Below are 16507 nucleotides of genomic sequence, written 5' to 3'. Positions count from 1 at the left end.
TATTCACCTATTCTAACAACAGGAAGGTACGGGGTCAAGACTATCTCCTGTTTATTAAATTTTCCCATAACTTTGCCGATTGCCGCCAAAGCACCGAAGCATCCTCTCGTCGATAGAGTGCCCGCTCATAGAGCTGCGTCAGTTCTGACATGCGATGATCTCCATCCTTGTCATCGATCAAAGAAGCGAATTCTCTTAGCGTCATGCCTGGGCTTTTCTCAATCCCCCTGCGCTTCAGCTGCTTTAATAGAGCCGCATACGCATAGAAGAATGCTTCCTCCTCTGGCAGACGTTTCACCTTTCTCACAATAAAGAATGGCAGCCACCTTGCTCTTAATCGATAAAGCAGCCAGCTCATCAATCCAAGAAGGACCATAGCTCCTGCCGCATAACCCAAGATTGAACCAACATGCACCATACTTGGCTTTGCTTGTGCTGTTTGTTTCTTTGGTTCTGCCGGCTGATCTGTCTCCTGCTGCTGCGGCTGTTCTGCCGGCTGATCTTCGCGTGCATCAGAGCTAGGCTGATCTTCTTCCTTTTGATCATCCGTTTGATCGCTTGAAACGGCTTCATTCGTAAATGTCTGTGGGTTCGTAAATCCTTTTGTCGGTTCGAAGGTGACCCAGCCTCTGTTTGGAAAATACACCTCTACCCATGAATGCGCATTGTTATTGGTCACTTCATACACATTGTTTCCATCCATCTGTGTTTCATATAACTGACCTGCCGTATATCCTTTCACCCATCTCGCCGGAATCCCGATCGAACGAAGCATCACTATCATAGAGGATGAAAAATTATCACAGTAGCCGATCATCGTATCAAATAAAAATTGGTCTACATAATCTTCATTACGACCAGGCACAGCGACATTTTGCGTTTCATATGAAAACTTCGCAGATCCTAAATAATCCTCGATCGCTTTGGCTTTATCATACATATTATCCTTCGTTTCCGTTAAGCTGTTTGCTAGCGTCTTCACACGCTCTGGCAATGAGGAAGGAAGCTGCAAGTATTCACGCCCAACCTGCTGATTTACCTGCTTCTTTGTCGGTACTTTGATCCTCTGCAAATCCTCAAGGATAAATGTAGGCGATAAGAAGCTGACTTGGTAGTTCCCTAAATTTTTCGGCGGATTTTGACTGGATGGGACAATTTTCTCCGTTTTCCCCATCATTTGCAGCGGAATATTTTCCATTGGCATCAGTGTGATCGTCCCAATTGGATAGACGGCATGATTAAATCGATAGTCAGATTCCATATCGACTCTCGTTTCGTGCACCTCTGTTTTTACACGCTCGGTAAACCACCGATTCGGCACATCGTCGTCCTTTAGCCGAGTAGGCTTTGTATCATTTGAGGCATCCTCCCAGCCCTTTCCTGTGTAGATGCTTTTTGTTTCGACACGAAAGTAAGATGGCTTCTTTCCGCTCCATTTAAAGACCGGTGTGCGATCCTCACTAAACGGTCCGCCAAGCGATGAATCATCTGAACTATATCCCACCTTATTCTGCCCGGCTGCGTTATCTTGATTCGTCACCGCCTTAAAAAACGGGACAGGATCAGGCCATTTCGGATCAGACTTTGGCAAAGAAGCGCCGAGTGCCGCTGATAGGAGGACAAGCGCCAGCATGGGCAAAAACCACTTTAGACGCGCCTTCTGTGACACCCGAATGCCTTCAGCCGAACGCAGTCGATCGAAATACAGCAACCCAAGCAAACAAAAGCCAAACACCATAATGCGAACGATTGCAAAGGTCGCATCATATGGCGTAAATGTATCAAGAATCGTGACATACACAATCGTCATGAGTAAAAAGAAAAAGATACGCTGCTGATAGACCACCCAATAATGAAGCAAGTAGACAAGCAGCCATAGCAAAATATAAAACAATAATGTGCGGAAGGACGGGTACATGTCACTCCACATGCCTGTGCTCATGAAGGTGATATTATCTTTGATATCAGCAAATAATGCAGCCGGATAGCTTGGCTCTGCTTGATAAAAGATCAAATATAAGGCGAGCAAGATCATGCCAGTACAAATAGGAAACGTCACATACCACTTCAAACGAAAGAATGTAAACAAACACGTAAGCCCTATAAAAATGATGAAATAAGACGTATGACTCGTCTCTGTAAAGTCTTGAAGCGGACGAAGCCACTCCCAAAGCAGCAGAAATGCTATAGCATAATAGATGAACAACTCAAAACGGCTTTGCCGCTGATGCGTATCCAGCATAAATGTTTGTCACCTCACAGTTCTTTCGTGCAGCCGGTCTTCAAATAAAAGGGTCGTGCGTATTCCAGATGCCTTGAGCCGGTCTACAAGCTGTTTTTCTTTTGTCGTGAAGCGATCCAAAGCTCTCTTCACTAAAAGAACAGTGATGTTCTTTCTGTTTCGATTTCCAAAGAGGCTTGCAGCAAGCTCTTCTTGCAGCTGACCCGTGACGACATATTTTCCAGAGTGCTGGTACTCACTCGCTGCTAACGCCTTATATTCTTGTGCGCGAGAAGGTTGATGCTGCACCCTTGTTAAATAATAGAGCATGTCCTGTAAATGAATTTCTCCTTGATCCACTCGAAAGGCATGCTGATTTCCTAGAGGTACAAGACCTGAAGGCAACCCTTTTTTCACTGCCGATTGTAGGACAGAAGCTGTAATAGACACGACGGTCTCAAAAACCGCTTCATCTGTAAAATCAGCAAACACGACAAGATCCTTTGTTTGATTCTGTTCAAATTCCTTCGTCATCAGCTGACCCCTTCTAGCCGTCGTCTTCCAGTCCACCCAAGCAAAACGGTCTCCTTGCTGGTATTCCCGTACGCCTGTTGTCACATGGGTCGGTTCATTTAACCACGAGTGAACCGCTTTGCCTCCATTTTCATTCACTGACTCAGCAGACTCCACCTGAAGATCGAGCATTTTGGGATAGACAAGCAGCTTTTTTTCTAACGGAATGATCACTTCTTTCTCCACAAAACCAAACATATCGCCCGTTTTGATTCGAACCGCTGACAAATGATGTTCCCCGCGCTTGACATCATTCAATTGATAGGAAAAACGCCACGTTTTCCGAAACCAAGGAAACAGCATTTGCTTCATTTCAATTTGTTCCTGTAAATGAAAGGTGTCCGGCGGATCATCCTCAATCAAGACGTAAACGTATGGAAATGGATTTGTCCGCTTGATTTCAAGGTCAACGGACAGCACGTCTCCCGCCTTCAATCGGGTTTGCTGTAATGTCCTTTTGACTGTCGCTCGCAGCGGAACGAGCGCAAACAGCAAAGCATACAAAGTATATGGTAAAAATGCATAAAAAAGGAACCAACTCACAAACCCTCCCTGAAACATGGCATAACAAAAGACTGCCGCAGTGAGGATGATGAGCATCATTACCCGTAACCATAATAAAACAGCCAAACGATGACGTGACTTCATTGAGTCATCGACTTTTGAACTGGCACGCCAATTTGCTCAAGCATTTGTCGCAGCAGTGTCTCCGCCTTCTTCCCTTCATACGTCGCTTCTGATGTCAAAATCATTCGATGCGGCAATGTATATGGCGCCAAATACTGTACATCATCAGGAATCACATAATCTCGCTGATTCAACAGTGCATACGCCTGAGCCGCTTTCATGAGGGCGATCGATCCCCTTGGACTCACACCTAAATAAACAGATGGATGCTGTCGCGTCGTTTGAGCGATTTCCACAATATATTCTTTAATGGATGCATCCACATGAATGGTCTGAACAGCTTGCTGCAACGCATGGATATGATCCTTTGTCATCACTGCTTGGAGCGTATCAATCGGGGACTGCTTTTCCTGCAAATTGAGCACCTCCAGCTCCTCCAGCATGGTCGGATACCCCATTTGCAGCTTGAATAAAAACCGGTCCATTTGCGCTTCTGGGAGCGGATAGGTCCCTTCATATTCCACTGGATTCTGCGTCGCCATGACGAAAAAAGGATCCGCAAGCGGCATTGTTTCTCCGTCCACTGTGACACTGCCTTCCTCCATCGCTTCGAGCAATGCCGACTGTGTTTTAGGAGAGGTCCGGTTGATCTCATCAGCCAAAATAATCTGCCCCATAATCGGTCCTTGCCTAAATTCAAATTCATTTGTCTTTTTATTATAAATCGACACACCTGTTACATCTGAAGGCAAAAGGTCAGGAGTGAATTGGATTCGCTTAAACTCACAGCCAATGGATTTTGCCAAAGCACGAACCATCATCGTCTTCCCAACACCAGGCACATCCTCTAGTAGCACATGCCCCTTCGCCAAAATCGCAACAAGGCTTAATATCGCAATGTCTTTTTTCCCAACCATGACTTTATTGATGTTATCTACGATTTTTTGTAAATCTGAATGCATCGGTTCATCAAATGCCATCCTGATCCTCCTATCACGTTTCCGTTAAATTTCATATAGTCTAACTTTACCATACAACGCGCATTTGCATAAAACATCAGCATGTAGAAAAAAAGAAGCCTTCTCACGATGGAAAAGACTTCTTCTCTTCTTTTGTCTCACCTGCTGGCTCCATATGAACATGAGAGTGTAAAATATCATGTTCCTTCTTCATTCTACGTTCGATCTCATCTGCAATATCATGGCTTTCTGCAATGTTCAAGTGCGGCTCGACCTCCACTACTACATCCACATGGACCGTACTTCCGAGATACCGTGCCTTAATATCTTTCAAATCGCCCACTCCAGGTGTTGCTTCAATGGTCTCTTTATATTTGGACATATCTTTTATATGAAAACCGTCCGTTAACGAATGAGAGGCATCTCTGAAAATCTCCCACGCCGTTTTACAAATAATGAGGCCAATGACAAACGCTGCAAGCGTATCAATCCATGCCAGCTGAAATTGAGAGGCGATAATCCCTACAAATGTTCCAATACTCACATACGCATCTGATTTATTATCAGCTGCTGCTGCATGAAGAGCCTGGCTATTGATCCGTTTGGACAGATTGCGGTTGTAAATATACACGCCGTACATCACCACAGCACTTCCTGCTGCCGTCCAAGCTGCGATCATATCGGGCGTTTGATGCTCAGATGAGAAGAGCGACCGGCCCGCACTCAGCAGAACCTGAAGTCCAACAAGCATCATAATAAAGGACGCCACAAGAGACGCAATATTCTCTGCTCGAAAATGACCGTATGGATGATCTTCATCAGGCGGCTTTTGAGAAATACGCAGCCCAATCAACACAGCAAGGGATGCAATAATATCCGTCGTATTATTCAATCCATCTGCCGAAAGAGCCTCTGAATGAAACACATACCCAATTAGAAGTTTCACCGCTGATAAAATCACATAGGCAATGATGCTGACCCAAGCACCTGTTTCACCTTCTCTTAATTCGTTATAGCGCTCCATGTCGAACCGCGCCTCCTCACACATCACTTTTCTATTATTTATCTTACAAAGCAAAGCCCGTGTGGGTCTACAGCAACATGATTCGCTTGTGTCAGCAAAATAGGATACATAGAAATGTGTTGACCTAAGTAAACTTATTTTTATAAGGTCAATTGACCTCAAGACCTACTCCCATCAACCTTTTTCCAATTCACTCTGTGATGATCATATGGGCAATATCACTCTTTCTAGAAAATTGTCAGAATAATTTTATTTTGAGACACAACTTCTCCCCATCCTATCTTATGCTATTTTTAAGAATGAACAGAGGAAAAAGAGGGAACATAATCTCTCAAATCCTTTATACTTTTTAACATCATGTTAAGAGGTTTGAAATGTCAGTTTGATAACCTGTCCAATGCTGAATGACAATTCAGTATGATAAAATTTAAAATATTCTAAAAACAATTTCTCTATGAAGAGAAATGTTTGGAGGTAAAGACATGTCCAACATGACAAACGGTCTTCAAAAAAATCTGAAAACAAGACATATTTCAATGATCTCCATTGCTGGGGTTATTGGCGCAGGGCTATTTGTTGGTAGCGGCGCTGTCATTCATTCTGCAGGGCCTGGAGCCATTCTTTCCTATTCTTTTGCCGGACTTCTAGTGATCTTTATTATGAGAATGCTTGGAGAAATGGCATGCGCTTATCCGACAAGCGGTTCCTTCTCACAATATGCGAGCGATGCCATCGGTCCTTGGGCCGGGTTTACAATCGGCTGGCTTTACTGGTTCTTCTGGGTCATCGTCATCGCCATCGAAGCCATTGCCGGTGCTGCCATTATTCAGTATTGGTATGGAGATGCACCTGTTTGGCTCACAAGTCTTATCCTCACTATCCTCTTAACATTAACGAATATCTTTTCTGTTAAATCTTTTGGCGAATTTGAATACTGGTTCTCATTAATAAAAGTCGTCAGCATTATTCTCTTTCTACTCATCGGTTTTGCATTTATCTTTGGTTTTGGCGGTCATCATACTGCAGGTCTTGCCAATTTAACGGGGAACGGCGGTTTCCTTCCAAATGGATTCAGCTCTGTTTTACTCGGAATTGTCGTCGTCATCTTTTCCTTCATGGGAACCGAGATTGTGGCAATAGCAGCCGGAGAATCAGCAGACCCAGTCAAGTCTGTGACAACAGCTACCCGCTCTGTTGTATGGCGTATCATCGTGTTCTATGTCGGATCCATCGCTGTCGTTGTGACCTTGCTTCCATGGAATTCAGCGAGTATTTTAACAAGCCCGTTCGTTGCGGTATTAGAATACATCGGCGTCCCATCAGCAGCTCAAGTCATGAACGTCATTGTTTTAACAGCCGTTCTATCTTGCTTAAACTCCGGTTTGTACACAACGTCCAGAATGCTTTATTCATTAGCGGAAAGAGGCGAAGCACCGAAACGCTTTATGAAAATCAGCAAACGTGGTGTTCCTGTAGCGGCTACAGTCGCAGGCACCTTCTTTTCCTACATTGCCGTCATGATGAACTACTTTTATCCTGAAACCATCTTTTTGTTCTTAGTCAATGCATCCGGCGCCATTGCCCTTCTTGTCTACTTGGTCATTGCTGTTTCACAATTAAGAATGCGCCGTAAAATCGAAAAAGAAAATCCAGAGCAGCTCAAAATCAAAATGTGGCTGTTCCCATATCTCACGTACTTTACCATTTTGGTCATTTGCGCCATCTTGGCATCGATGCTGTTTATCGAATCAATGAGACCACAGCTCATTTTGACAAGTATCATTACCTTCGGTGTGCTTGCCGCTTATTTCGTCTTTAAACCGAATAAAAAAGTGCCTGCAAATGCAGCGCTTGAAAATAAACATCCGTAATGCTCCCGCTGAAAAGCGGGTTTTTTTATTTTATTCACCTATTTTCATGTCCGCACTTATACTGTATCAAATTGGATTTTAAGTGAGGATTAGACAACATGAACCTAGAAAAATTTGTTGACGAGCTGCCAATCCCAGAAGTCGCGGAGCCCGTCAAAAAGAACCCAAGACAAACGTATTATGAAATCGCTATGGAGGAGGTATTTCTAAAAGTTCATAGAGACCTGCCCCCAACCAAGCTATGGACCTATAATGGCAGTTTGCCTGGTCCCACCATTCAAGCGAATCGAAATGAAAAAGTCAAAGTGAAATGGATGAACAAATTGCCGTTGAAGCATTTCCTGCCGGTCGATCACACCATTCATGCCGGCCATCATGATGAACCAGAAGTCAAAACGGTCGTTCATCTGCATGGCGGCGTCACACCAGCAAGCAGTGACGGCTATCCAGAGGCTTGGTTTTCACGAGACTTTGAAGCAACCGGCCCCTTCTTTGAACGAGAGGTATACGTATACCCAAATCATCAGCAAGCCTGCACATTGTGGTATCACGATCATGCGATGGCATTGACACGATTAAATGTGTACGCCGGCTTAGCTGGGTTTTATTTGATCTCTGATGCGTTTGAAAAATCGCTAGAATTACCGAAAGATGAGTATGACATTCCTTTAATGATCATGGACCGTACGTTTCAGGAGGATGGCGCACTGTTTTATCCAAGCAGACCAAACAACACGCCAGAAGACAGTGACATACCAGATCCGTCCATCGTACCCTTCTTTTGCGGAGAAACCATTTTGGTTAATGGAAAAGTATGGCCGTATTTAGAAGTAGAACCGCGTAAATATCGCTTTCGTATTTTAAATGCGTCCAATACAAGAACTTACGAGCTGCATCTAGACAACGATGCTACGATTTTGCAAATTGGATCTGATGGCGGCTTTTTGCCAAGACCTGTTCACCATCAATCCTTTAGCATTGCTCCTGCTGAACGGTTTGATGTCATCATCGATTTTTCAGCTTACGAAAACAAAACGATCATCCTTAAAAATAAAGCGGGCTGCGGACAGGAAGTGAATCCTGAAACAGATGCAAACATCATGCAATTTAAAGTCACACGGCCGCTAAAAGGGAGAGCACCTAAAACATTACGGCCTATTTTCAAACCGCTTCCACCGCTTCGGCCTAGTCGAGCTGATAAAGAGCGTACGCTCACTCTTACCGGTACACAGGATAAATACGGCCGCCCCATTTTATTGCTGGATAACCAATTTTGGAATGACCCCGTCACGGAAAATCCTCGGCTTGGCAGTGTAGAGGTTTGGTCCATCGTCAATCCAACAAGGGGCACACATCCCATTCATTTACATCTTGTTCAATTTAGGGTGATAGACAGAAGACCATTTGATACAGAGGTCTATCAATCGACAGGGGAAATTGTGTATACAGGACCGAACGAAGCCCCTCCTTTACATGAACAAGGCTACAAGGACACCATTCAAGCGCATGCCGGTGAAGTCATTCGGATCATCGCTCGCTTTGTTCCATACAGCGGCAGGTATGTGTGGCATTGTCATATATTAGAGCACGAGGATTATGACATGATGCGGCCGATGGATATCATCTAGTAAAATGAAATTAATCTCCCGTCACATGCGTAAACACATGTATTGAGTAAATCATTGCGAAGGGCTAACAGACAGCGATATATTAGCCCTTTATTTCCTTTTCGTTGAATTATTCTAAAATAAAACAAAGCATGACTTGAAATGGCATTTATTTGTACATTCAATACTTAAAAAGTTGACGCAGCAAACCGATAATACTACTATATACCCATTGCATCTATCAAAAGGCACATAAGCCACAATGAACGAACAAATGGAAAATTGCGATAAAAAACGGAGGAGTTCAATTTGAATGAAGAAAAAGAGACTTGCCAGGTCACACAAGAAACAGCGGCAGGTAACATAGAGAAGCTTTCAATTCAGGAAAACGAGAGCATTTGGTCAAATATTGAACAGCTAACAATTGAACTCGGTGAACAAAAAGAATTCAACCACTTCATTTTAGATGAAAAACAAAAGGCCATCAGCACATTATCTGCCCTCATTACAAAAGGCGATTGTGATGAAGAATTAAAGACTCATTTTGAACAAGCATTACATATCGGACTTTCTGTCATAGAGATCATGGAGATTATTAAGCACTGTACAAAAGTTGCTGGATTCCCTCACTCCATTAATGCCCTGTTTATCTTTCAAAATTTATTAGACAATAACACCAAATAAATCAGTGAAAACGAGAAGTCATCTGTCCTCTCGTTTTTTATGTACACTCATATTACTCTCTTTCTTTTCCTCTGTCACATAAGCAAAATACGAAAATACCACACGTTTCCTGCTTAAAAATTGCTTTCCCTTCCATGAATTCCTCAATTTCACCATCATTTCAAGCGGCAAAATAAAAAAACGTCCAGTTATATCAAATAACTGAACGTACCCTTTATCGATTGACAGTGAAATTGTTAACAATTCCGCCATCCTTCTCCCAAGCGGCTTCCACTGTTTTCTTCTTGATATTGTATTCAAATATCGTTCTTACCTTTGCTTTTCGTCCGGTGTCATCCTTTAATTCCTTTGCGTTTTTAGCAACACCTAAGAAATAAACAGAAGATCCGCCCGTAGAAAATTGCGGCTGTGCGGCACTTAAAATATGCATATCCTCACTGTTCTTAACGAGTGTCGTCGTTTTTCCGGTTTCTACATCAAGCATCTTAATAGAGGATACTTCTTTTTCGTTTCGCACCTTCACTTCTGTATAAATCAATGTCTTATGATCTGGTGAAAATGAAATATCATTGATCGTTTGCGAGATACGTGTAATACGCTTCCCCTTCGCACCTGTTTGAAGGGTGATCTTCATGGTCGTTGGTTCAGGGTCTCTTCCCTTTTCATTCGCTTCATCGGTTTTCTTGTAATCTTCTTTTAAGGAATAATGCTGGATTGCCAGAAGGTTTGACGCCGGATCATAAGCAAAAGAACTCACCGTATCATCCTTGCTTTTTTCTGGATATAACACCTTCATTTTTTGTGTATTCAAATCATAAGAAGCGACATAAAATTGTTCGCCAGAATCCTTGTTATACCTGAGATATAACTGTTTCCCGTCTCCAGACAGCCTCATACTGTCGATGGAATCATCACTCGTAAATAGCGTTTTTTCTTCATCTGTTTTCACATTCAATTCTCGAATACTCACTTTTTGCGTGTCTTCATCCGTATACGTGTAATATAAAAGCTGTTTCGTAGAATCATAAGCAATCGAAGGATATGCTGTCAGTTTCTCCGTATGAAGCGCCCGGTCATGCAGGTAATACGTATTGTTTAACTGTTGATCTGTAAATGAAACGAGTAATTCGTCTTTTGCATCTTGATTCGTTTTCACTTTTCCTGCATGTTTCGCCTCTTGCGCCGGCTTCATCATGAAGAAAATGACTGCCGCAATCACTGCGACTCCGATGACCGTGATGATCCACCATGTTGATTTTTTCATTGCCTTTCAGACCCTCTCTACAAGAAAAGAAGCCAGAAAATAAACTTTTCCCGCTTCTCTGCATGCCTATGTATTAATAAGTGTAATGCCCTTTTACGACACCTTTACTTGTTTTATACCCTAGTGCTTTGAATGCTTTTGGACTGACGTCTAATACAGCGTTTGGCATTCTGCCTACATCATATTTATATACTGTAATCACTTTATGTGGTTTCGCTTTTGTTGTCACTCTAAGTTTTGTACCTTTTTTCGGTACGTCAAATCCCATTTTAGTTGCTGCATCCCAATGACCGAGTTTTTTTCCATCTGCGCCCTTTTTACCGACACCATTATACCAAGTAATATTGCCGCTTACTTTTTTTGCACTTGCTCCATGTGAGAAACTAAACGCCAAAAATAAACTAGCTACTGTTACGATTGTCGCGATAAGCTTTTTATTCATTAAAAAATCCTCCGTATTTGGTTTCTGCACTTATTATACATGAAGATGCCCCCAGTTATTTTACAGTCACATTACAATTCGAATACAAGTTGACCACTTTATGACCGATTTTGTTCACAAAAAATACCAAAATCGGCCAGAAGAATGTAAGTAGCCCCTCTCTTTCATTTTATATAATAAAAGTGAATCCAATTTAAGGAGGAATTTTTATGAAAAAGTGGTTCATCGTTTTGAGTGTAAGTTTGGCCTTCGTTTTGATGCTATCAAGTATCCCTGCCTCAGCAGCTGGTCCTCGTCACGGCGCGATTGTGACACAAACGGATGAGGCAAAATGGTCAGGTATCTCTGCTGATATTGTGCTGCCGAAAACAGCCACTATTAAAAATGGCTATGCAGACTGGTACCTCGGTCTCGGCTCTGCCGTTGTAGAGAGCGGTATTTCAAAAACGTCTTCTGGCTATAAGGTCTTTCTTGGCAGCGGCTCACAAGGCGGCAGTCAATACTGGAACAGTGAGTACGATAAGAGCATTACGGATGGTGCACGTGTCAACTTAAAGCTCATCAACAATGGTGATGGCACAGTGTCACTATACGTCAATGGGAAATTGCGCTATAAGCAGCCTGTTTTCAACCCTAGTCGTCTGAAAAACCTCGATGTCGTCAAAATGGTTCACGGCGTCCAAGATAATGGAACAAACAGCTACTCACAAGCAAGTTTCTCGAATGTACAGCTTCGTGCGAATACTTCAGGAAGTGTCTATAAAAAATGGGATGGAACAATCAAATCATCGCTTTTACGTAAAAATTTAGAGTCTGGTGCTGCGGCTCCTAAATTCACCGTCATTTCTTCTGTTCCATTAAGTACAAGCCTTTCAGCACAATAAGAAAAAAGCGCCCTATTTTGGGTGCTTTTTATTGTTCACAGCTTATCAACACTTCTCTTTTAATCAAAACAAGGATTCGTGGTAACATAAACATACATACTTCGCAGAAAAAAGGAGAACGAACGTGAGAAAAAGTCTACTTGTTTTCATGAGCCTAGTTGCAAGTCTCTTCATTCTAGCAGCTTGCTCGAATACGACGAAAGAACAAAAAACAGAATCTAAGGCACTTCCAACGATTAATGACCGCATTCAAAATGAAACGAAAGAAGTCATGGAGCAGTCTAAACTCATAAAAGATACTGACATCACCGTTGATCAAAAGAAAAAAGTCATTTCTTTAAACGTGACCGCTTCATCTGATACCAATAGTGATTACGCTGAAGTCATCGGTTTAAACTTTGCCAAGACGCTGGCCATTGGGGCATCAACTGAAAAAGAAAACAACCTGCACAAACCAGAAAATGACAGCCTTGGCGCCCTCTATTCCTTTTACGACCTAAACATCACCGTGAAACAAGAAAACGGCAAAGTACTGGCAAAAGGAAAGAAAAAAACAAATGAAACAAAAATCACGTGGGAAAGAGCCCAGTAATTTATGGTTTTTTACGATGAAAAAAGCTTGTAGAGGACCTCTCTACAAGCCTTTTTTCATGTTTATTCAGTCAAATCGTCTCTCATCGCATCAACTAGTGTGTGAATATCTGAGTGAGTCCTTGATGCTAATCGTACCAACAAATCATCTATACACTCATACAAATGATGTTCCCTCAAAATATACTCCTTATAAAATGGAATGACAAAGAAATAGAGCAAATCAGCAAATTCAAGTGCAACGTTATCTTCATCCTCATCTTCTAACGCCTGTCCAACACTTTCAATCAACCAAATCAAATCTGCTTTCTTTTCAATCGGGACATACATCAGTAAATGAATATCATCCGTATCCTTCGTTTGTAAAATCCGCTCAGCCGCTTCCTTTGACAGCGCCCCAATTTCTGTAGAAGATATATTAACAACCGCTAATTCATCCTCTGATCTCACTTGATTCATTTGCAGCAAGTTTTGGTCCATCTCGACTCACTCCCCATTCTCAGATACCTTTATTATAAGGAATTGATCTGATTTTTTATGGAAATAGTGGATTTTTTTATGTAATTTTAAAGAAAATGTGACATTATAAGCCAAGATATCTCATTTCTCTCAAAACAAAAAAAAGCACTCTTGATCATAAGAGTGCTTTTCTCATACATCCTTTACTCTCTTTTTCATCGCCTCAGCCATTTCCACGTCACCCTCTGCTTCCAACTTTTCAATGATGTGAGCATAATCCCTTTCATGGCGATTTTGGCTTAGTTTAAAAGCAGCCTGAACTTCATCAATGATGATTTTAAAGCCCACAATCCCTTTCATTTGTTTCTCTAACAGTTCATCAGACAATGTATCCCATAAAACAGGCTGTTCTCTGTGGCTTTCGTATGTTTCCAGCATCGTGGTTAATTCTTTTACCAGTTCCCCTTTTTCTAACAGCACAGCCTTTCCATATACATGGACAGCCTGATAATTCCATGTCGGTACGGCTTCTTTTTCATACCATGAAGAGGATATATAGGCATGTGGTCCTTGAAAGATGACGAGCACCTTCTCATTTTCTTCAAACGTTTTCCACTGAGGATTTCCAATCGCCATATGCCCTGTAATCACATACGAATCTTCAACTTGATGAAAACTCACTGGAATATGTGTCGCAATGGGCTTCTCATCTGTTGTGGTCACAACTGTAGCAAATGAATTTGATTGAATAAATGATTTGATTTTCTCCATATCTTTCACTTGAAAAAATGATGGAACATGCATGTTCTCTTCCCCCTTTTAGATCAGCTCAGTGTTTTGGTCATAATGAGATCCATTTGCTCTTCGTCCCCCATAAGGAATGCGTGCACCCCTGTTTGAACAAACCCAAGCTTTTGATAAAATGCGATGGCCGCTTTGTTGTGCTCCCACACCCCAAGCCAAACATCACGTTTATGATATTTCTTCGCGATCTCAAAGGCTTGATTGATTAAATATCGGCCTAATCCTTGTTTTTGAAAGGACTGCTTAATATAAATTCTTTCAATCTCTAACGCTTCACTTCCCATCTCTTCTGACTGCGCATCATCCATATTGACCTTCAAATAACCAGCAACTTCGCCATTCACTTGAACAAAATAGAACTGTGAAGATGGATGATGTAATTCTTTTAACAGCTGGTTCGGATGAAAGGCTGTCTTTACGTAAGCATCGATATGTTCCGCTTTGTTTTGATTCTGAAAGGTTTCTATAAATGTGTCGATACCGACTTTTTGCAGCTCTTCTATATGCTGTTCATTACATGGAATAAAAGTGACGGTCATTGAAGTCATCTCTCCTTATCATTTAGTAGCGTCTCTTATTTCCTTTTTTCACATAATCCCAATCTTTTTCGATATTTTTTCTCACCCTTAGAAGATACTCATATATCTGTTCTGCTTCCTCTTCAGAAAATCCATCCAGCGCTACTTGATTCGAATAATCATTTTCTCGTTTGATCATTGGATATACCGCTTCCCCTTTATCAGTGGGAAACAGCTTTTTGATTTTTTTATTCACTCGATCATCTTTCTTCTCAATAAAACCATGCAGTTCTAATTTTTTGATAGCACGAGCAGCCGTTGTTCGATCCACCTTGATCATTTCCGCCAGCTTTTCCTGAATGATGCCAGGCTCTTCACAGATACGCACAAGATACAAATACTGCCCCTTCGTTAAATCGTACTCTTTAAATTCAATATTACTTATAGAATCAAGCGCCCGAGCGATGACGCCAATCTCTCGCAAAATCTCTCTCATTTATCACGACTCCTTTTGTTGCATTTACAACATAAAACATAACAACATTATAGTTTATTTTTGTTGTAAACACAATAAAAAAACACCTTCATTGAGAAAGTGTTTTTTTCATTTTCTTTATTTCGCTCGTTTCTTTAATAGTGGTAATCGTTACAAAAAATAACGATCTCTGATCATCGCGAACGAAGGTGGTTAGGCAATGGGAAAAAGAAGAAGAGAGCCTCATAATATGCCACTACATTTTATCATATATATTCGTTGCTAGAAGATAATTTCCCTTTATGCAACCGCTCTTTTTATAACATAATCTCTCCAGTTTTATTAGCCATTATTCGTTAGAGTCCACATAGATTAAAATTAGAATTTTACCTTTAACAACCATCATTAAAATGATGAATATAATGGTTTAATTTAGGAACTATAAAAAGGTGACCAATCGTCAAGAAAGGAAGGTCGCTTAATGAATATTTTACAATTAGGGAGGATGACAATGGGAATTTTAAGTGGAAATCCAACGGATGAACCTATGCACTATGGTGAAGTGTTTGGTACATGGTCTTACTTGATGGTAGCTAAAGGTTTAGTTGCTGGTTATCAAACCCACTTAAACCATGCAGGTGACGAAGACTTACAAAAATTAATTGAAGAAGCTATTCAGGGTGGGCAACAAGAAATCAAAGAAATTGAAACTTTATTAAAAGAAAATGGAATTGGCTTACCTCCAACACCTCCTGAACGACCTAAAGCTTGTATAGACGATATTCCAGTAGGGGCACGTTTTCAAGATCCAGAAATAGCCGCTGGTCTTTCGGCGAACATTGCGGCAGGCTTAGTATCGTGTAGCACAATTATGGGGCAATCCATTCGAGAAGACATAGCTATGATGTTTGGACAGTTTCATGTTCAAAAGACAGCACTTGGAGCAAAAGTCCTTAGACTTAACAAAGAAAAAGGATGGTTAATTCCACCACCTCTTCATCATAGCAAAGCAGAAGATTGCTAATCATAAGATGATTAAACATTAAAGAGTAGACCTTTAGGGTTTACTCTTTTCTTGCTAAGCTTTAAACTTTCTACAAATTGAAAACTCTCCTTCACTCTCTTTACAGTCACTATATTTTGCCATTCCCATCGATTGCCTTTGAGCCAACATCATCAGCACTAGAAGATCAATTCCTTTAATATACCTAAAAATATCTTCCTCAGATTTAAAAGCTCCTATTACTATAGGTTCTTTAAACATTGATAGCAACTAACCAGTGGTAAAAACTTCGAGAGTAACCTTTCTCTATTATAGTCCTTGCAATTGCAGCATAAAGTCGGGCCCGTTCCGAGGTTCCATTTAATCAACAAGGTTGCTCATACCATACTGCTTGAGATCGAATCGTCATTAATGAAAAACAATAGCGTAGTGGACATAAAGGTTAGTCATACTACAAGGAATATCTATGCTCATATGACTGTTAATATGGAAGAAAAGGCC

At 41.4% G+C, this 16507-nt stretch carries 17 protein-coding genes; 6 read left to right on the top strand and 11 right to left on the bottom strand.

Annotation, left to right across the window (positions count from 1 at the left end; translation table 11 throughout):
* Positions 1-40: 40 nt before the first annotated feature.
* From GKC25_RS02920 to GKC25_RS02905, 4 genes are all read right to left on the bottom strand, one after another.
* Complete coding sequence (locus GKC25_RS02920) at positions 41-2242, bottom strand: DUF4129 domain-containing transglutaminase family protein (protein WP_034664816.1); 2202 nt, start codon at positions 2240-2242, stop codon at positions 41-43.
* A 9-nt stretch (positions 2243-2251) separates the two neighbouring features.
* The gene (locus GKC25_RS02915; protein WP_034664820.1) at positions 2252-3442 is read right to left on the bottom strand and encodes a DUF58 domain-containing protein; all 1191 of its coding nucleotides are present in this window, start codon (positions 3440-3442) and stop codon (positions 2252-2254) included.
* On the bottom strand, positions 3439-4401 hold the full coding sequence (locus GKC25_RS02910; RefSeq protein WP_034664824.1) for an AAA family ATPase: 963 nt from the start codon (positions 4399-4401) through the stop codon (positions 3439-3441). The genes GKC25_RS02915 and GKC25_RS02910 overlap by 4 nt, the downstream gene beginning before the upstream one ends.
* Before the next feature lie 103 nt (positions 4402-4504).
* Positions 4505-5404: a cation diffusion facilitator family transporter gene (locus tag GKC25_RS02905; RefSeq protein ID WP_034664827.1), complete on the bottom strand. Its 900-nt coding sequence runs from the start codon at positions 5402-5404 to the stop codon at positions 4505-4507.
* A gap of 482 nt (positions 5405-5886) precedes the next feature.
* Here GKC25_RS02905 and gabP point away from each other — a divergent pair, with 482 nt between their 5' ends.
* The 3 genes from gabP to GKC25_RS02890 all read left to right on the top strand — a co-directional run bounded on the left by gabP (position 5887) and on the right by GKC25_RS02890 (position 9566).
* Positions 5887-7275, top strand: coding sequence for a GABA permease (gene gabP, locus GKC25_RS02900; RefSeq protein WP_034664831.1), 1389 nt, complete (start codon positions 5887-5889; stop codon positions 7273-7275).
* A gap of 98 nt (positions 7276-7373) precedes the next feature.
* A complete protein-coding gene (locus GKC25_RS02895) occupies positions 7374-8903 on the top strand; it encodes a multicopper oxidase family protein (protein ID WP_034664834.1) in 1530 nt (509 codons plus the stop codon).
* 288 nt (positions 8904-9191) lie between these two features.
* Positions 9192-9566 (top strand): carboxymuconolactone decarboxylase family protein, encoded by a 375-nt coding sequence (locus GKC25_RS02890; protein ID WP_034664837.1) that lies wholly within the window; start codon positions 9192-9194, stop codon positions 9564-9566.
* Positions 9567-9584: 18 nt separating this feature from the next.
* On the opposite strand, the gene GKC25_RS02885 is transcribed toward GKC25_RS02890, so the two are convergent.
* The 3 genes from GKC25_RS02885 to GKC25_RS02875 form a co-directional block, all read right to left on the bottom strand.
* The gene (locus GKC25_RS02885; RefSeq protein WP_034664841.1) at positions 9585-9809 is read right to left on the bottom strand and encodes a hypothetical protein; all 225 of its coding nucleotides are present in this window, start codon (positions 9807-9809) and stop codon (positions 9585-9587) included.
* Positions 9781-10830: a hypothetical protein gene (locus GKC25_RS02880; RefSeq protein WP_342689904.1), complete on the bottom strand. Its 1050-nt coding sequence runs from the start codon at positions 10828-10830 to the stop codon at positions 9781-9783. Before GKC25_RS02880 ends, GKC25_RS02885 begins: the two co-directional genes overlap by 29 nt.
* A gap of 73 nt (positions 10831-10903) precedes the next feature.
* On the bottom strand, positions 10904-11272 hold the full coding sequence (locus GKC25_RS02875) for an RlpA-like double-psi beta-barrel domain-containing protein (protein ID WP_003213878.1): 369 nt from the start codon (positions 11270-11272) through the stop codon (positions 10904-10906).
* A 209-nt stretch (positions 11273-11481) separates the two neighbouring features.
* On the opposite strand from GKC25_RS02875, the gene GKC25_RS02870 reads away from it, so the two are divergent.
* A complete protein-coding gene (locus GKC25_RS02870) occupies positions 11482-12156 on the top strand; it encodes a hypothetical protein (protein ID WP_034664848.1) in 675 nt (224 codons plus the stop codon).
* A gap of 124 nt (positions 12157-12280) precedes the next feature.
* Positions 12281-12748 carry a hypothetical protein gene (locus tag GKC25_RS02865; RefSeq protein ID WP_034664852.1) on the top strand — a complete coding sequence of 156 codons (468 nt, stop codon included), beginning with the start codon at positions 12281-12283 and terminating at the stop codon, positions 12746-12748.
* 62 nt (positions 12749-12810) lie between these two features.
* Here the strand turns inward: GKC25_RS02865 and GKC25_RS02860 are convergent, their stop codons facing one another.
* From GKC25_RS02860 to GKC25_RS02845, 4 genes are all read right to left on the bottom strand, one after another.
* On the bottom strand, positions 12811-13227 hold the full coding sequence (locus tag GKC25_RS02860; protein ID WP_034664855.1) for a hypothetical protein: 417 nt from the start codon (positions 13225-13227) through the stop codon (positions 12811-12813).
* A gap of 171 nt (positions 13228-13398) precedes the next feature.
* Entirely contained in the window at positions 13399-14010 is a 612-nt protein-coding gene (locus GKC25_RS02855) for an FMN-binding negative transcriptional regulator (RefSeq protein ID WP_034664860.1), read from the bottom strand.
* Positions 14011-14030: 20 nt separating this feature from the next.
* Positions 14031-14549, bottom strand: a complete 519-nt coding sequence (locus GKC25_RS02850; RefSeq protein ID WP_034664865.1) for a GNAT family N-acetyltransferase — start codon at positions 14547-14549, stop codon at positions 14031-14033.
* 22 nt (positions 14550-14571) lie between these two features.
* Positions 14572-15024 carry a MarR family winged helix-turn-helix transcriptional regulator gene (locus GKC25_RS02845; RefSeq protein WP_034664870.1) on the bottom strand — a complete coding sequence of 151 codons (453 nt, stop codon included), beginning with the start codon at positions 15022-15024 and terminating at the stop codon, positions 14572-14574.
* Positions 15025-15514: 490 nt separating this feature from the next.
* Between GKC25_RS02845 and GKC25_RS02840 the strand changes: the two genes are divergently transcribed.
* Positions 15515-16027 (top strand): DUF3231 family protein, encoded by a 513-nt coding sequence (locus GKC25_RS02840; protein WP_034664874.1) that lies wholly within the window; start codon positions 15515-15517, stop codon positions 16025-16027.
* Positions 16028-16507: the final 480 nt, after the last annotated feature.

The organism is Bacillus pumilus (genome assembly GCF_038738535.1).
GTDB lineage: Bacteria > Bacillota > Bacilli > Bacillales > Bacillaceae > Bacillus.
This window is presented reverse-complemented; position numbering and strand designations above follow the sequence as displayed.

What these genes read in the sequence shown, in the direction of transcription:
- GKC25_RS02845 (WP_034664870.1), bottom strand. Translation starts at nt 15,024, where the DNA reads ATGAGAGAGATTTTGCGAGAGATTGGCGTCATCGCTCGGGCGCTTGAT.
- GKC25_RS02860 (WP_034664855.1), bottom strand. Translation starts at nt 13,227, where the DNA reads ATGGACCAAAACTTGCTGCAAATGAATCAAGTGAGATCAGAGGATGAA.
- GKC25_RS02870 (WP_034664848.1), top strand. Translation starts at nt 11,482, where the DNA reads ATGAAAAAGTGGTTCATCGTTTTGAGTGTAAGTTTGGCCTTCGTTTTG.
- GKC25_RS02855 (WP_034664860.1), bottom strand. Translation starts at nt 14,010, where the DNA reads ATGCATGTTCCATCATTTTTTCAAGTGAAAGATATGGAGAAAATCAAA.
- GKC25_RS02910 (WP_034664824.1), bottom strand. Translation starts at nt 4,401, where the DNA reads ATGGCATTTGATGAACCGATGCATTCAGATTTACAAAAAATCGTAGAT.
- GKC25_RS02915 (WP_034664820.1), bottom strand. Translation starts at nt 3,442, where the DNA reads ATGAAGTCACGTCATCGTTTGGCTGTTTTATTATGGTTACGGGTAATG.
- GKC25_RS02895 (WP_034664834.1), top strand. Translation starts at nt 7,374, where the DNA reads ATGAACCTAGAAAAATTTGTTGACGAGCTGCCAATCCCAGAAGTCGCG.
- GKC25_RS02920 (WP_034664816.1), bottom strand. Translation starts at nt 2,242, where the DNA reads ATGCTGGATACGCATCAGCGGCAAAGCCGTTTTGAGTTGTTCATCTAT.
- GKC25_RS02880 (WP_342689904.1), bottom strand. Translation starts at nt 10,830, where the DNA reads ATGAAAAAATCAACATGGTGGATCATCACGGTCATCGGAGTCGCAGTG.
- GKC25_RS02905 (WP_034664827.1), bottom strand. Translation starts at nt 5,404, where the DNA reads ATGGAGCGCTATAACGAATTAAGAGAAGGTGAAACAGGTGCTTGGGTC.
- GKC25_RS02840 (WP_034664874.1), top strand. Translation starts at nt 15,515, where the DNA reads ATGGGAATTTTAAGTGGAAATCCAACGGATGAACCTATGCACTATGGT.
- GKC25_RS02875 (WP_003213878.1), bottom strand. Translation starts at nt 11,272, where the DNA reads ATGAATAAAAAGCTTATCGCGACAATCGTAACAGTAGCTAGTTTATTT.
- GKC25_RS02850 (WP_034664865.1), bottom strand. Translation starts at nt 14,549, where the DNA reads ATGACCGTCACTTTTATTCCATGTAATGAACAGCATATAGAAGAGCTG.
- gabP (WP_034664831.1), top strand. Translation starts at nt 5,887, where the DNA reads ATGTCCAACATGACAAACGGTCTTCAAAAAAATCTGAAAACAAGACAT.